The organism is Verrucomicrobium spinosum DSM 4136 = JCM 18804, assembly GCF_000172155.1.
In the GTDB taxonomy this organism is placed as follows: domain Bacteria; phylum Verrucomicrobiota; class Verrucomicrobiia; order Verrucomicrobiales; family Verrucomicrobiaceae; genus Verrucomicrobium; species Verrucomicrobium spinosum.
The window spans coordinates 4,043,909-4,058,599 of record NZ_ABIZ01000001.1; the positions used below are offsets into that span (position 1 = coordinate 4,043,909).

General features: G+C 61.7%; 14 protein-coding genes. 11 read left to right on the top strand and 3 right to left on the bottom strand.

Going from position 1 to position 14,691, the window contains the following annotated elements:
* Positions 1 to 51 precede the first annotated feature (51 nt).
* Entirely contained in the window at positions 52 to 1,203 is a 1,152-nt protein-coding gene (locus VSP_RS16340) for an ABC transporter substrate-binding protein (RefSeq protein ID WP_044133571.1), read from the bottom strand.
* A gap of 185 nt (positions 1,204 to 1,388) precedes the next feature.
* Here VSP_RS16340 and VSP_RS16345 point away from each other — a divergent pair, with 185 nt between their 5' ends.
* The 7 genes from VSP_RS16345 to VSP_RS35800 all read left to right on the top strand — a co-directional run bounded on the left by VSP_RS16345 (position 1,389) and on the right by VSP_RS35800 (position 9,196).
* The gene (locus VSP_RS16345) at positions 1,389 to 3,407 is read left to right on the top strand and encodes an ATP-dependent helicase (RefSeq protein WP_009962004.1); all 2,019 of its coding nucleotides are present in this window, start codon (positions 1,389 to 1,391) and stop codon (positions 3,405 to 3,407) included.
* A gap of 62 nt (positions 3,408 to 3,469) precedes the next feature.
* On the top strand, positions 3,470 to 4,447 hold the full coding sequence (locus VSP_RS16350; RefSeq protein ID WP_009962005.1) for a phosphodiester glycosidase family protein: 978 nt from the start codon (positions 3,470 to 3,472) through the stop codon (positions 4,445 to 4,447).
* Positions 4,444 to 5,145, top strand: coding sequence for a ribonuclease HII (locus VSP_RS16355; RefSeq protein WP_009962007.1), 702 nt, complete (start codon positions 4,444 to 4,446; stop codon positions 5,143 to 5,145). Before VSP_RS16350 ends, VSP_RS16355 begins: the two co-directional genes overlap by 4 nt.
* Positions 5,132 to 5,530 (top strand): YraN family protein, encoded by a 399-nt coding sequence (locus VSP_RS16360; RefSeq protein ID WP_009962009.1) that lies wholly within the window; start codon positions 5,132 to 5,134, stop codon positions 5,528 to 5,530. The genes VSP_RS16355 and VSP_RS16360 overlap by 14 nt, the downstream gene beginning before the upstream one ends.
* A gap of 40 nt (positions 5,531 to 5,570) precedes the next feature.
* On the top strand, positions 5,571 to 6,419 hold the full coding sequence (locus tag VSP_RS16365; protein WP_009962011.1) for a PEP-CTERM sorting domain-containing protein: 849 nt from the start codon (positions 5,571 to 5,573) through the stop codon (positions 6,417 to 6,419).
* 91 nt (positions 6,420 to 6,510) lie between these two features.
* The gene (locus tag VSP_RS16370; protein ID WP_009962013.1) at positions 6,511 to 7,413 is read left to right on the top strand and encodes a hypothetical protein; all 903 of its coding nucleotides are present in this window, start codon (positions 6,511 to 6,513) and stop codon (positions 7,411 to 7,413) included.
* A gap of 79 nt (positions 7,414 to 7,492) precedes the next feature.
* Positions 7,493 to 9,196 carry an esterase/lipase family protein gene (locus tag VSP_RS35800; protein WP_053332347.1) on the top strand — a complete coding sequence of 568 codons (1,704 nt, stop codon included), beginning with the start codon at positions 7,493 to 7,495 and terminating at the stop codon, positions 9,194 to 9,196.
* 86 nt (positions 9,197 to 9,282) lie between these two features.
* Here VSP_RS35800 and VSP_RS35805 read toward each other — a convergent pair whose 3' ends face one another.
* A complete protein-coding gene (locus VSP_RS35805; RefSeq protein WP_157210933.1) occupies positions 9,283 to 9,483 on the bottom strand; it encodes a hypothetical protein in 201 nt (66 codons plus the stop codon).
* Between the two features lie 95 nt (positions 9,484 to 9,578).
* Entirely contained in the window at positions 9,579 to 9,947 is a 369-nt protein-coding gene (locus VSP_RS35810; RefSeq protein ID WP_009962015.1) for an endonuclease V, read from the bottom strand.
* Positions 9,948 to 10,187: 240 nt separating this feature from the next.
* Between VSP_RS35810 and VSP_RS16385 the strand changes: the two genes are divergently transcribed.
* The 4 genes from VSP_RS16385 to VSP_RS16400 all read left to right on the top strand — a co-directional run bounded on the left by VSP_RS16385 (position 10,188) and on the right by VSP_RS16400 (position 14,039).
* Positions 10,188 to 11,066, top strand: a complete 879-nt coding sequence (locus VSP_RS16385) for an alpha/beta hydrolase-fold protein (protein ID WP_009962016.1) — start codon at positions 10,188 to 10,190, stop codon at positions 11,064 to 11,066.
* Positions 11,067 to 11,260: 194 nt separating this feature from the next.
* Positions 11,261 to 11,887, top strand: coding sequence for a dihydroxyacetone kinase subunit DhaL (dhaL, locus tag VSP_RS16390; RefSeq protein WP_044133574.1), 627 nt, complete (start codon positions 11,261 to 11,263; stop codon positions 11,885 to 11,887).
* Between the two features lie 109 nt (positions 11,888 to 11,996).
* Positions 11,997 to 12,899 carry a 3-hydroxy-5-phosphonooxypentane-2,4-dione thiolase gene (lsrF, locus tag VSP_RS16395; RefSeq protein ID WP_009962019.1) on the top strand — a complete coding sequence of 301 codons (903 nt, stop codon included), beginning with the start codon at positions 11,997 to 11,999 and terminating at the stop codon, positions 12,897 to 12,899.
* A gap of 117 nt (positions 12,900 to 13,016) precedes the next feature.
* Positions 13,017 to 14,039 carry a TIM barrel protein gene (locus VSP_RS16400; RefSeq protein WP_029190505.1) on the top strand — a complete coding sequence of 341 codons (1,023 nt, stop codon included), beginning with the start codon at positions 13,017 to 13,019 and terminating at the stop codon, positions 14,037 to 14,039.
* Positions 14,040 to 14,691 lie beyond the last annotated feature (652 nt).

Here is a 14,691-nt window from a genome sequence, read left to right on the forward strand (position 1 = left end):
TGGGGCTGCTGCGTCAGGTCAGATGAGTTAGCGAGAGTTCCTAGAGCGAAATCAGGGAGCGACCGTTTCGACGTACACGAACTTGCCGTCCTTGATCGTGAGGACGACCGCGGGCTTGTTGGCGTCGCGCTTGGCGTCCAGGGTGATCTTGCCGGTGATGCCTTCGAAGTCCTTGGTGGCGGCGATCGCGTCACGCAGAGCCTTGCCTTCCGTCGTGCCTGCACGCTTGATGGCGTCCACCAGGATCATGGCGGAGTCATAACCCAGAGCGGCCATGGCGTCAGGGATGGTGCCGTGCTTGGCCTTGTACTTGGTGACGAACTCCTGGATGCGGGGTGCGGTGTCCTCGTTGGAGAAGTGGTTGGAGAAGAAGGAGCCCTCAATGGACTTGCCCGCCACCTGCACGAGGGAAGGGGAGTCCCAGCCATCGCCACCCAGAAGGGGGGCCTGGATGCCGAGTTCCTTGGCCTGCGTGGACATGAGGCCCACTTCATTATAGTAGCCGGAGGCGAGGATGGCATCGGGAGCGCCTTCCTTGATGGAGGTGAGCTGGGCCTTGAAGTCCTTGTCCCCGGAGGCGTAGCTCTGCTCGCCCACGATGGTGCCGCCGTTCTTCGTGAAGTACTCCTTGAAGTACTGGGAGAGACCCACGCTGTAGTCCTGCGTGACGTCCGTCATCACAGCCACCTTCTTCCAGCCACGGGCGAGGGCGAACTTGGCCATCACCGTGCCCTGGAAGGGATCAATGAAACACACGCGGAAGATGGAGTCACCGGTCTCCGTCACCTTGGGGTTCGTGGAGGCAGGGGAGATCATGGGAATGCCCGCCTTCTGGGCGATGGGGGCCATTTCCAGGGAGCGGCCAGAGGCCACTTCACCCAGCAGGGCCACCACCTTCTCACGGCTCACGAGCTTCTTGGCCACGATGCCAGCCTCGCCCTGCTTGGACTGGTCGTCCTCGGTCACGAGCTTGATCTTCTTGCCCAGTACCCCGCCAGCAGCGTTGACCTCGTCAATCGCCATCTGCGTGCCAGCATGGGAGGACTGGCCGAAGGTGGCCGTGCCGCCCGTCAGGGCCGCCACCTCGCCGATCACGATGGTGTCGGCATCAGCAGCGTCGCCGCTCTTTTTACAGCCAGTCAGACCGGCGGTGGCGACGCCCAACAATCCAAGGAGGAGAAAAGCACGGTTGCGGATTTGCATGGAGGGACTGTTTAGCAGCCACCGTTCCACGGGCAAGGGGAAAAGCCGTACGTACTCCACTTCATTTGCGATGTGGGAAATTGCAGGAAAAAGGAATCTTTCCCACAGAGGTTGCCTCGCGGCGGAATGGTGGTTTGATCGGGGTCGGTTTTGTTCCTGTTCCCGATTCTTTTTGCCCCCCTCTAATGGCCCGCGACTACACGCTTCATGGCACCCCGGCTCCTCATCGTATCGATTACCGTGCGGAGCTGAACGAACAGCAGTTCGCGGCCGTGACGGCTCCCGCGGGGCAGTCCCTGGTGATCGCGGGCGCAGGCAGCGGCAAGACCCGGGTGCTGACCTACCGGGTGGCCTACCTGCTGGACAACGGCATTGCTCCGGAGAACATCCTGCTGGTGACCTTCACCAACAAGGCCTCCCGCGAGATGCTGGACCGGGTGCAGAATCTGCTGCCGATCGAGACCAACCGGCTCTGGGGCGGCACCTTTCACTCCATCGGCAACCGGCTCCTGCGGAAGCACGGCGACCGCCTGGGGCTGCGGCAGGGCTTTTCCATCATGGACCGGGAGGACCAGAAGGACCTCATGGAGACGGTGGTGACCAGCAGCGGCGTGGACACCACGACCTACCGCTTCCCCAAGCCGGAGGTGCTGGGGGAGATCTTTTCCCTGGCAGACAACACCAGCACCTCCATCGCCCAGGTGGTGAAGGGCAAGTACCCGTACTTTGAGCGGGTGGTGGAGGGCATCGAGAAGCTCCGCGAGCTCTACACGGCGAAGAAGCTGGAGACGAACAACGTGGACTTCGACGATCTGCTCACGATGACGCTCCGGCTCTTCCGTGAGAATGAGGATCTGCTCGATCGCTACCGCCGGACCTTCCGCTTCATCCTGGTGGACGAGTATCAGGATACCAACCTGCTCCAGAGCGAGCTGATCGAGCTGCTGGCCGGGCCTGAGGGGAACCTCATGGTGGTGGGGGACGATGCCCAGTCCATCTACTCCTGGCGCGGGGCGAACTTGAAGAACATCCTGGAGTTCCCCCAGCGCTATCCGAAGGCCCGGGTGTACAAGATCGAGGTGAACTACCGCAGCGTGCCTGAGGTGCTGCATCTGGCGAACCGGGCCATTGAGGTGAACCAGGGCCAGTTCCGCAAGGCGCTCATGCCCGCCCGCGTGGGCAAGGAGGTGCTGCCCGCCCTGGTGCCGCTGGACAACGCCAGCGCCCAGGCATCGTTCGTGGCTCAGCGCATCCTGGAGCTACGGGATGAGGGCATGGAGTTCAACGAGATGGCGGTGATCTACCGTGCTCATTATCACTCCCTGGAAATCCAGATGGAGCTGACCAACCGAGGGATTCCGTTTCAGATCACGAGCGGTCTGCGATTCTTCGAGCAGGCGCATGTGAAAGACGTGGCCGCGTTCATGAAGTTCGCCGTGAACCGTCAGGACGAGGTCTCCTTCATGCGCCTGGTGCGCCTCATTCCCGGCGTGGGCACCGCCAGCGCAGGGAAGATGTGGGCCCACTGGCTGCAAAGCGCCGCGGTGGCTGGACCGGTGACCCAGAGCGTCTTTGGAGAGTGTCTCCGCAAGCTGCCCGCGCCCAAGAAGGCGGCCAAGATCTGGGAGCAGACCGCCTTCACCCTGGAGGAGTTGCTGGAATCTGAAGGGGAACCCGTGGCCCCCTCGGCCATGATCCGGAGCGTCATGGAGGGCGTGTATGAGGACTACATGCGCACCAAGTTCAAAAACGCCGATCAGCGCAAGCAGGACCTGGAGCAGCTCAGCAACTACAGCACCCGGTTCAAGGATGTGTCCGAGTTCCTCAGCCAGCTCGCGCTGGTGAGCGGGGTGGACACGGATGAGCAGCCCAATGCGAACAACCGCGACTCCGAGGCGGTCACGCTGACGACTGCCCACCAGGCCAAGGGGCTGGAGTGGCAGGCCGTCTTTGCCGTGTGGCTGGCGGAGGGCATGTTCCCCAACAACCGCGTCATCGAGGAATCAGGCGAGGTGGGTCTGGAGGAGGAGCGCCGGCTCTTCTACGTCACGGTCACCCGGGCGAAGGATGAACTTTACCTGACGTATCCGGTGATCAACTACCAGGCGCGCGATGGCGAGGTGCTGCAGCGTCCGTCCCGATTCCTTCAAGAACTGCCCAAAGACTTGATGGAGACCTGGAACGTGCGAAGTGTGTTCGCGTGAGGTCCGGCGGAAAACCCCTGAAGAAGAAACGTGGCTGTGCATGGCGGATCCTGGGCCTCCTGATGGTGCTGGGACTGGTGGCGGTGCTGGCGGTGGACTATGTCTTCAACCTGCGGAGCACCATCGTGTTCCTGGCCTTTCGCGATTCCAGGCAACCCCTGGAAGTGCGCCTGGGAGGCAGCGGTTCATGGAAACCGGTCTCAGCCCTCACCGTGGCCGAGATGGATCGCGCCCTGGTGCGGAGGGACGAGGACAGCGGCATCACCTGGCGCACCCTGGTGCTGCGGCGTGAGGCCCGCACCTGGGGGCAGCGTGTGGCGGGCTTTCTGGTGCGCGAGACCGTGAACGTCATTGAGATCAATCCGGCCAACTACCAGTTTCAGACCAGCTTCAAGGACGGCTTCGCTCTCACCACGGCCAAGGAACGGCTCGCCACCGAGCGTGCCGCCTTTGCGATCACAGCCAATTTCCGCGATCCCGCGGGCAAGCCGCTGGGATTGGTGGTGCACGAGGGCACCCAGCGGAACCCGACCTTCCCGGCGTGGACGGGCTACTTTTTTGTGAAGGCGGGCAAGCCCTGGTTCGGGCCCAAGTCCCTCTTCGAGGAGACCCCCGGTGTGCTTCAGGAGGCATCCCAAGGCTATCCCTCCCTGATGAAGAACCACACGGTGTTTTCCTATGTGGATCTGCCCAGCACCCGGTACTTCGACGGTAATCGGGTCACCTACCGCGCCCTGGCGGGCATGAAGCAGAATGGGAACATCGTTTTCATCCTCTCAGGGACTGGCGGCGTGATGAACGTCTCTGAAGTCACGGCGCTGGCCCAGCGGCTGAACGTGCAACACGCGACGCTGCTGGATGGCGGGCGCGCCCTGCAATACTCGCTGAAACTGCATGGGGCAGCGAGGCATTTTACGGCCTTCAACACGTTGATTGACTTCGGCTCTGAGATGCTCGAATTGCAGCGCTCGCCCGTGTACATCGTCGCCCGTCCCACGGCGGTGGCACCAGCGGGTCCTTCCACCGCCACCGCCCCGTGAAAAAGTCTGCCGCCAGTCGCCCAACCGCCGCACGCAAAAAGGCGGGAGCAGGGAAAGCGATGCTGGGAGCCGCACGCCCGACCTTCCGCTATGAAATGGAGCTGCGCCAGGAAGGCCACCAGGTGGTGGCTGGGGTGGATGAGGCAGGGCGGGGCCCCTTGGCCGGACCAGTGAGTGTGGCCGCGGTCATCTTGCCGGATGATTTCACCCATGCGGAGTTGCACGATTCCAAGCAACTCACGGAATTGCGGCGCGAGCGCATCTATGATGAGCTGATGGGGCGCGCCGACGTCCTGTGGTGTCATGTGATGGTTGAGGTGGATGAGATCGACCGCATCAACATCCTCCAGGCCACGCGGATGGGCATGCGCCGGGCAGTGCAGGGTTTGTCCATGCTGCCGCACGCAGTTTTGATTGACGGGACACCCGTGCCCGACTTTCCTGTGCCACACCGTGCGCTGGTGAAGGGGGATGCTCTAAGTCTCTCCATCGCTGCGGCCAGCGTCATTGCCAAGGTGGCGCGGGACCGGCTCATGCGGCAGGCGGCATTGGATTATCCCGTATATGGCTTCGATCAACACAAAGGGTATGGGACACCTGAGCACCTGGAGGCGCTCCGCAGGCATGGTCCTTGCCCGCTGCATCGCCGTTCTTTCTCGCCCGTCTCTCAACTCACGTTTGCGTTTGACGACCTCTAGGGGGCACCGCGTCGAGCCCAGGATCATTGGGGAATGGGGCGAGCATCTGGCCGCGAAATGGCTGGTGAGGAACGGGAGAAAGATCCTGTACCGGAACTACCGCGGCCCCAAGGGCGGCGAGGTGGACATCGTTTGCCGCCATGGCGATGTGCTGACTTTCGTGGAGGTCAAGACCCGTACCAGTCTGGAGTACGGCCGGCCGGCGGACGCGGTGGGCAGCGTAAAGGAAAGGCTCATCCTTCGTGGGGCAAGGGCCTGGCTGCGACTACTGGATCGGCCAGAATGCATTAACACTCGATGCGATATCGTGGAGGTCATTGTTTCTGAAGGAGAAAAACCACAATTATCCGTCATCGAAGGAGCATTTATTCTGGCGGATGATTAAGAGGGAGTTATGGTTTCTCAGAAATCCCCTCGGCAGTCTCATGGTTCGTAGCGTCTTTGCTTCACTGGTCTTGTTTCTCCTTACGGATGCGGCGTGTGCCGTTACCATCGTGGGGTACGATCCCGCTTTGCATGACCGGTTTGCATCGGGGTATCCCACGACTCCGGTCGTGAATTCCAGCGCGGGTTTTGTTGGCGCTGGCTACGACTTTTCTGGAGTGGGTTGGAGCACGACGGAGCCACAGAAGTCGATCACGATGATCAGTGACCAGTACTTCGTGTACTCGGGGCACTATCCTATTGGATCAGAGGTCACCTTTCGGACGGCTGGGGGCAGCATTATCACCTACTCCGTTGATACCAGCTTTTCATTCGCTCCCACAGGAGAGGTGTCCGATGCGCTCGGGGATCTGAGGATCGGTCGCTTGACCACCACGGTGTCGCCAAGCATCGCTTCGTACGCCATCTTCGACTCATCGGACTACGCTGACTTCGAGGGTTTGTCTCTGCTGGTGTATGGCCATGGAAGCGGAGCCTCACCCAGGATCGGCACCAACATCTCTGAGGGCGTGCAAGATGTGGAAATTGACGGGAGCCTCATTCGGAAAGGGTTGGTCTGGGATCAAGACGCATTGACCGGAGAGGCCCTCCTGGAATCCGGCGACTCGGGCAGCCCCACCTTTGCCATCTACAATGGACAACTGGTCCTGCTGGGCACCCACTACGGGGTAGGAGGTACCACATCGGTGGACGATCTTCTTGCTCTCTATCTGGAGAGCCTGACCGCCGCTGGGATACCATACTCCAGCGTCCCGGAGCCCGGGAAGATGGCGTTTTTCTTGCTGGCGTTGGGATTGATCGGGATGCGGCGGAAGCGCCAGTCGAGCTGATATTTCCAACTATTGTCTGGCATCGTCAGGGTTAAATGATATTTTCGGGCTGATTGGAAATATCATAGGGTAGTCCCAGCCGTCCTGACTCATGCGCCCCTTGGTGAAATCAGTCTTGATTTTCGCGAGCAGCTTCTGCCTTGCCTGGTGTGGCATGCTGGGCGACCTCTCCGCGGCCCTCCAGGTGGCCAGCTATGATGCTGACGTGAATGAGCGGCTCAATGGCAGTGCGAACTTCATTGGCGCTGGCTACGACTGGAGCGGGGTGGGGCAGACGTCCGATGGTCGGTGGGTCACGATGATCTCTGACGAGTACTTCATCTCCGTGGGGCACTACCATCCCGTGGCGGGGGCGGACAATGTCCGCTTCTATCTGAGCGACAGTCTTTCGGGCGGGTTCGAGGACTACGTGGTGAACACCTCATTTGGCATTCAGCTCATGACGGACCAGGGCCTGAGCGACATCTGGATCGGCCGTCTGACCTCCTCTACAAGCAGCAACATCAGCTCCTACGAGATCTTCGACCCGCTGCCCAGTCCCGACATTTTGGAAGGGGAGGATGTCTTCGTCGTGGGGAATTCAGGTCAGGGCTCGTACCAGAACTTCCGCGTGGGCACGAACGTGCTCGATCTCGATGACGGAACCCTGGGGGTGGCGGAGCGGAGCGTTTCTGTGGTGAACGGCTGGTCCGCCACAGCGATTTATGATGCAGACGTGCTGTACGACACCTTCTTCCAGTCTGGGGATTCCGGGGCGCCGACCTTCATTGTGAACAACGGGGTGCTGGAGCTGGTGGGAGTGCATTCCGTGGCTGGCACGATCACCCTTCCCGGAGGAGACGAGCAGGTCAGCATTGATTCCCTGGTCTCGGGCTACCGTCAGGAGATCTTGGGCCTCATCACGCCCGTCCCTGAGCCTGCAGGAATGGTCTTGGTGTGGGGTGCCTGCATGATGCTGGCCCTGCGGCGTCGCCGGCCGGTGATGACGGCTTGAAGAACAAGTGAAGAGGGCGCACACAAATGCCCAACGCCGGATTTGTGTCACTCTGCCTCACCACGTAAGCTTGGCGCGCATGCCCCCTTGCCGTCGGTTTCTCGTCTTGCTTTTCGCCGGGATACTTGTCTCCGGCCCGTCCTGCACGCCCATCGCAGCCCTCCGTGAGACGCGTGCCCGGCTAACGGGCCAGACGAAGGTGGATGTGCGTATCAAGAGCGCCAACGAGGCTCTCCACGAAATCAGCCGCTGCGCGAAGAAAGACCCCCAGCGAGCTATCGAACGGTACCTCACCGTGCTCAAAGACAGCCAGGACCGCCTGCAACAGGATGCCGGGGACAAGGAGGCGCTCCGCGTGTACAACTACGCCCTGCAGCGGGTGTTTGCCGTCATCCGGATGCACCGGATGGACCCGTGGTCGCAGCCAACCCGGTTTGGAGACTTTACGCTCAGCCATCACAAGGATCCACGGCCCACGTGGGATCCCTCCCTGTACGAGTTCCTTCCCGACGACCAACTGGAGGTGGGGGGAAAGTACCTGAAGGAACGTGTCACCCGCCCCGGAGTCGGCGCCGCGTTGGTGGCCATCAGCAAAAGGGCGGACCTGGACCCTGCCGAGGCCATCACCATGGGGGCCAGGATCTACTACGGCGTCACTGCCGTGGCCCGATTCAAGGGCAGCAGTTGCGAGATCCAGTTCTACGATCCGCTGGATACGGACGAGGCAAAGGTGGCAGGACACAGGATGGATCTGGCGGCCGACTACACCACCCCTCTGGCCGTGCTGCTCACGAGAGAGAGGCCCGAACGCCTCGGTCTGCGCCGGCTCATCGACCCCGGGCGCTATGCAGACACGGCCCGGCTCATCCGGATGCGCCCCTATGATCCCAAGCGGGTGCCGCTGGTGCTGGTGCACGGCCTCATGGACACGCCCGCCACCTGGACGCCCATGCTCAATGCCCTGCGGGCAGATCCAGTGATCCGGAAGAAGTACCAGATCTGGATGTACAGCTACCCCAGCGGCTATCCTTACCCGTACACTGCTGAACTGCTGCGGCAGGAGTTTGACAAGGCGGCCAAGACCTACCCCCACCATAAACCGATGGTCTATGTGGGCCACAGTATGGGCGGAGTGATCGGGCGGCTCATGCTGATCGACACGCACCATGATGTCTGGAACAAATTCTTCCGCGTGCCGCCCGAGGAAACGCGCCTCTCCGCGGAGGATCGGGCTCTGCTGGCCAATACGCTCATCTTCAGCCACCGTGATGACATTGACCGCGCCATCTTCATCTCCGCCCCGCACCGCGGGAGCAAGTTGGCCATGGGCTGGGTGGGGCGGCTCGGTTCCCGCCTGGTCAAGGCACCGTCCGATCTCGTCTCCCTGGCCTCCACCATCACCGATGTGCTCCTGCTGGACGAGACCTCCCTACAGATGGGGCGTCTGCCCAATAGCATCGACACCCTCTCCCCGGCCAACCCCTTTGTGAAAGCCACCATGGACCTGCCCATCACGCGGGGGGTGCCGTATCACACCATCTGTGGCAATCGCGGTCGTGGCGGACCTCCGGGCTGTAGTGATGGCGTGGTGCCCTACACGAGCTCGCATCTGGACGGTGCGGAGTCTGAACTGATTGTCCCCTCGAACCACGGTGCCCATCAGAACCCTCAAGCCATCCAGGAAGTGCGCCGCATTCTCCGCAAACATGTGGGAGCCCCACCTGCGGCAACACCCCCTCAGACAGGAGAGGCAGGCAGCAGTCAGGGGCAGGTCAGTAGATAACCCTTGGCTGCGGGGACCAGAATCGAGTGCGCTGGATACCCGCACCTGATCGAACATAGCCCCGCTTGCATCAACTGAAGCGGCAATCACCCCAGAGGATACCTTAACGTCGCCAGCACAGGCACCATCCAGCGGATCTGTTCCCGCGTCACATGCATGGGCGGGATCTCGGGGTGCAGGGAGGCGAGCGTCGCGGACTGATCCGCGCTCTGGGAATGGAAGACACACAGAAGGGCCGGGCCACCGGCATCGCCCCGGAGTCTCACGACCACGCGGAGATGGGGCATGCGCAACGGGTTGCTGGAGAACCCGGCAAGCGTGGCTGATTTCTTGAGTTTTGCCCATAGACCGAAAGGTCTGTTTTGATTTATACTGCACTGCATCAGGTTTTGTGAAAAGTCGGCTGAAGCAGATTCACAAAACGTGTTGCCGGGAGGTATAGTCGGGATCTGCTGATCAGCGCCTCATACAGCCGGGCACCCAGCCCTGGACGCGAGGGCCCCACCCAGACATAGCCGTCGATGAGGATGAGGGCAGGAGGCTCGTCCAGAGACTGGATGGCCGCCAACAGGCAAGGGAGTTCCCGCTTATAAAACTCTCCGGGCTCGTAGCCCTCAGCCACTGGGAGTGTGAGGGTAGTTTCCTTAATCGCCACTGCGTCCGTCCAGCTGGAAAACACCACGGCCGCCACCGTGGCGCCGGCATCAGTGTAGTGAAGGTCCAGGCAGACGATGGGGGCACCAAGTGGCATGGTCGCCACTGTGGAGCGGCAGACGACGCACTTCAATTGACAGGAGGTTGCGGATTCAATCGATTCCAACAGCCGATAAAGGAGGCGGGGTCTCCGGCCCCGCGGTATGCTGGGAGACTGAGGCGATAAGAGAGTCAAGGGAAGCACGACTGAGCGGGGCTGGGAACCCCCGCCTCCTGTACCGCTTCGACCAGGTGCAAGACCTGATGCCCCACCTCACGTTGTTGATCTTGTACCACCATGGGATCCCATTCCGCCAGCTTCGCCTTTCTCAGCCTGCTCTTCCCGTTCTGGCTTGCCGCCCCGTCTGCGGCATCGGCACAGAGGCCGGAACTCACCCCAAAGAACGCTGTGACCGGCATCCAGAGCTACGCCCTGCCTTCCTCTTGCCAGTCCGGCCCCACCACGGTACGAGTGATCCTTCCTGCACCGCTCACCGCAGAAAAGCGCTATCCGGTCCTCTACATCCTCCCCGTCGAGCCAGAAGGCAGCTTTCGCTATGGTGATGGACTCGATGAGGCGCGCAAGCTCGACCTCGCGAACAAGCACCAGGTCATCTGCGTGGCCCCTTCCTTCAAAATCGTGCCTTGGTATGGCAACCACGCCAGTGATCCGAAGTTGCGGCAGGAGGACTTTGTGGTGAAGTCGCTCGTGCCTGATGTGGATCGGCGGTACCCCACAGTCGCGAACGCGGAACATCGCTGGCTCCTGGGCTTCAGCAAATCAGGGTGGGGGGCCTGTGTGCTCCTGCTGCGGCACCCGGCCGTCTTCGGGTACGCCGCCACGTGGGATGCCCCGTTCCTGTTGAACGGCGAGAATCACGGCAAGGAATGGGGGCCCATCGGCATCAAAGACGTGTTTGGGACCAAGGAAACATTCCTCGCCGTTCTGCCTCCCACTCTCCTTGCCGGGGCGGGGGAGGTTTTGAAACACCGTGGCCGCATCGTCCTGGCGGTGGGGCCGGATTGGAAATCGCAGGTGATCGGCATGCATGAGCTCCTGGAGCAGAACCGCATCCCCCACGCGTACCTTCCCGACCTGATGGTCAAGCATCGGTGGGACACCGGCTGGCTGGGGCCCGTGGCGGATCAGCTCGTGGACCTCGCAACTGCTCCCTGAGCGCCAGAATGCTTTGCGAAGGCAAAGAATTCGCCCCGGCCTGGGGCAGGAAAGCCGCCAAACGACCAGTGCGCGACTTTGTGGGAATTTCCCGCCTTTTTTTGCTTCTGCCTGCCCCATTTCTACGTCATGCTGCGTGTCCCGCGTTTGCGTATTTGACAACGCCCACCACCCCGCCTTGTATCCGCGCCACCATGCCGAAGACAACACTTAATAAAGACGAAGTTAAAGCGATGCTGACCCTCGTGGCGGATCGCATCATTGCTGCAGAACCCGTGTTGTCCGAGGCGGACCGCAATCTGGGTGACGGGGATCATGGTCTGGGCATGCAACGCGGGATGAACGCCGCCAAGGAAAAACTGAGCGGTGAGTCCATCGAAAAAGCTTTCTCCAGCGTGGGCATGGCCATGATGAGCAGCATGGGCGGTGCTTCCGGCGCGATCTTTGGCACCATGTTCCGCAACGGCGGCAAGGCCCTGGCTGGCAGGGAAGAATTCGACGCCGCCGGTCTGGCGCTCCTGCTTCAGGCAGGGCTGGAAGGCGTGAAGTCCCGCGGAGGCGCGGCGGTGGGTGACAAAACGATTGTTGACTCGCTCGAACCGGCGGCCGTGAAGGCGCAGGAAGTCGCGGGAGCCTCCCTGATCGATGCCGTGACGGCCGTAGAAACTGCCGCTTTGGGAGGTCTTGAGGCCAGCAAAGCCATGGTGGCCAAGTTCGGCCGCGCCAAAACGCTCGGCGAGGGTGCCATTGGCTTCCCGGACGCGGGTGCGATGTCGCTGACCATCATCGTCGGTGCTATGAAAGAATACATCGCTGCCTGAATATTTCCTGGCGGATTTGTCCTAAACCGCACTTCCTGTGCGATGGAAAATTCCCCCAACATCCGTTTCATCAGACCCCAACTCAACCGACCCTACTAACTACAAGACCATGGCAGACCTAGACGGCACCAAAGCAGAGAAAAAGGAAAAAGAGTACTTCACCGACACTCCCCAGGCTGCACCTGGCTTCTTCCTCAAAGGTTCCCACCAGTACGACTGGGGATTGAAGAACCGCCTGAGCCGCGTGTTCAATCCCAAGGACGGCCGCACGGTGATGCTGGCTTTCGACCACGGCTATTTCCAGGGGCCCACCACGGGCCTGGAGCGTGTGGATCAGACCATCCTCCCGCTTGAGCCGTATGCAGACTGCCTCATGCTGACCCGCGGCATTCAGCGCAGCGTGATCCCCGCCACCACGCAGAAGGCGATCGCCCTGCGCGCTTCCGGCGGCACCAGCATGGCCCAGCCCGACCTTCTCTCCAATGAGAGCATCGCCTGCTCCATTGAGGAAGCCGTGCGCCTGAACGCCTCCGTGCTGGCCGTGCAGGTCTTCATCGGCAGCGAGCATGAGCGCCAGACCATCAAGAACATGACCGACCTCATCGACGGCGCGAACCGCTACGGTATCGGCGTCATGGGCGTGGTGGCCGTGGGCAAGCAGATGGCCCGCACCGCCCAGTACTTCCGCCTCGCCACCCGCATCATGGCGGAGCTCGGCTGCCACATGGTGAAGTGCTACTACACGGAAGAAGAGTTCGACACCATCACGAGCTGCTGCCCCGTGCCGCTCGTCATCGCCGGTGGCAAGAAGCTTCCGGAGCTGGACGCGCTGAAGATGAGCTACAACGCCATCCAGCAGGGTGCCTCCGGTGTGGACATGGGCCGCAACATCTTCCAGTCCGACGCCCCCGTGGCCATGATGCGCGCCGTCCGCGGCGTGGTGCATGAAGGCCTCACCGCCGAGCAGGGCTACGAGTTCTACAATGAGCTCAAGGCTCAGGGTGTGAAGTAAGATCCGCCTCGTTTTCTGAATGGTGCAACAGAAAGGCTTGCCACGTGCAGCCCGGATGTTGCACCATTCCTGTTTCGCCAAAACATCATTCGAATCGCAAAGTCCCGTTACCGAATCATGGCTACTCTACCCAAACTGCACAACGCGATGTGGCCCGGCCTCGTCGGCAAAGAGCCCGGCACGGACCACCCGCCCATCAGCCTGGAGCGCATGCTCGAACTCACCGCCAATGCGGAGGTGAACGGGCAGAAGTTCGAGGGCGTGGATCTCTTCCTCTTCCATCCCCACACGGACCCGGATGGCAGCCTGGATGACATCAAGCGCATGGCAGACCTCATTGCCAGCAAGAACCTCAAGGTGGGCTCTCTGGTGGCCCCGATCTGGCCGGGCACGGTGGGGGATTCCGCCATGGGTGCCCCCGACCAGCGCGCGAAGTTCGTGCTCGCAGTCAAGAAGGCCTGCCGCATTGCCAAGATCCTCAATGAGCACGGCGTCCGCCAGTACGGCGTGATCCGCATTGACTCTGCCGGCAGCCCGGGCGCTTGGGTGGCAGATCCGGTCGCCAGCACGAAGAAGATCGCCGAAACATTCCGCGAAGCGGGTGTGGTGGCCGCCGCAAACGGCGAGCGTCTCGCCGCAGAAGGCGAAATCTGCTGGGCAGGCATGCACTCATGGAAGGACATGCTGGACCTGCTGGAGCAGACTGGCATGCCCGGCACCGTTGGCTTCCAGGCTGACCTGGCCCACACGTACCTCTACCTTCTGGGGTACAATGCCCCTGAGCACGCCCTCCTTAAGGAAGGCTACAGCGAGGCAGAGTTCGAAGCTGCGTACACAACGATGACGGACGCCCTGCGGCCATGGACGATCGACTTCCACGTGGCGCAGAACGACGGCACCGTGCACGGCACCGGCTCCCACGACAAGACCGGGCGTCACTGCCAGGCAGATGATCCCAACGGCAAGCTCGACATCACCAAGGCTGCTGGCTACTGGCTCAAAGACGCCGCCTCCCGCGGCATCCAGCACATCTGCTGGGATGGCTGCATGTTCCCGAACGCCGTTCTGGAAACTCAGGACACGTGGAACAAGATCCTGGCCGCCATGATCAAGGTGCGCGAGGCCCACGGCTGGAGCTGATTGCCCGGAAACGAGGACACCCTCTGAAAGAATACCAACCCCGTCAGGCTGATGGTCTGACGGGGTTTTTTGTGTCGGGGAAGGTCATCGGTTGGGGAGCACGATCTCGCATGAAAAGACGCTCATCAAGCCTCCTCGCCCTCGTCCCACTTGGGCTGTAGGGCGACCGCTCCGGTTGCGGGTCTCAGGAGACGCTCGCGGCAAGCGGGGCGCTTGCCCTACAGAGCGTAAATCAGGGGCGGAGTTCGTGGTCACATTTGGAATGTCGATCTTCTCGCCCGTCAGCCGAACCCCACTTGGGCTGTAGGGCGACCGCTCCGGTTGCCTCATCGGGAGACGCTCGTGGCAAGCGGGGCGCTCGCCCTACAGAGCGTTAGTCAGGGGTGGGGGCATGGTCACACTTGGAATGTCGATCTTCTCGCCTCTCAGCCCGGACTCCACCTGGGCTGTAGGGCGACCGCTTCGGTTTACTCATCGGGAGACGCTCGTGGCAAGCGGGGCGCTCGCCCTACAGAGCGTTAGTCAGGGGTGGGGGCGTGGTCACACGTGGAATGTGGATCTTCTCGCCCGTCAGCCGAACCCCACTTGGGCTGTAGGGCGACCGCTCCGGTTGCTGGGGCAGGAGACGCTCGTGGCAAGCGGGGCGCTCGCC

Bases quoted from the DNA above. Each gene is read 5' to 3' on its own strand.
- dhaL (WP_044133574.1), top strand. From the start codon at position 11,261: ATGCCGAAGACAACACTTAATAAAGACGAAGTTAAAGCGATGCTGACC.
- lsrF (WP_009962019.1), top strand. From the start codon at position 11,997: ATGGCAGACCTAGACGGCACCAAAGCAGAGAAAAAGGAAAAAGAGTAC.
- VSP_RS35810 (WP_009962015.1), bottom strand. From the start codon at position 9,947: ATGCCACTTGGTGCCCCCATCGTCTGCCTGGACCTTCACTACACTGAT.
- VSP_RS35800 (WP_053332347.1), top strand. From the start codon at position 7,493: ATGCCCCCTTGCCGTCGGTTTCTCGTCTTGCTTTTCGCCGGGATACTT.
- VSP_RS16365 (WP_009962011.1), top strand. From the start codon at position 5,571: ATGGTTCGTAGCGTCTTTGCTTCACTGGTCTTGTTTCTCCTTACGGAT.
- VSP_RS16350 (WP_009962005.1), top strand. From the start codon at position 3,470: ATGGTGCTGGGACTGGTGGCGGTGCTGGCGGTGGACTATGTCTTCAAC.
- VSP_RS16400 (WP_029190505.1), top strand. From the start codon at position 13,017: ATGGCTACTCTACCCAAACTGCACAACGCGATGTGGCCCGGCCTCGTC.
- VSP_RS16345 (WP_009962004.1), top strand. From the start codon at position 1,389: ATGGCCCGCGACTACACGCTTCATGGCACCCCGGCTCCTCATCGTATC.
- VSP_RS16385 (WP_009962016.1), top strand. From the start codon at position 10,188: ATGGGATCCCATTCCGCCAGCTTCGCCTTTCTCAGCCTGCTCTTCCCG.
- VSP_RS35805 (WP_157210933.1), bottom strand. From the start codon at position 9,483: ATGCCCCATCTCCGCGTGGTCGTGAGACTCCGGGGCGATGCCGGTGGC.
- VSP_RS16340 (WP_044133571.1), bottom strand. From the start codon at position 1,203: ATGCAAATCCGCAACCGTGCTTTTCTCCTCCTTGGATTGTTGGGCGTC.
- VSP_RS16370 (WP_009962013.1), top strand. From the start codon at position 6,511: ATGCGCCCCTTGGTGAAATCAGTCTTGATTTTCGCGAGCAGCTTCTGC.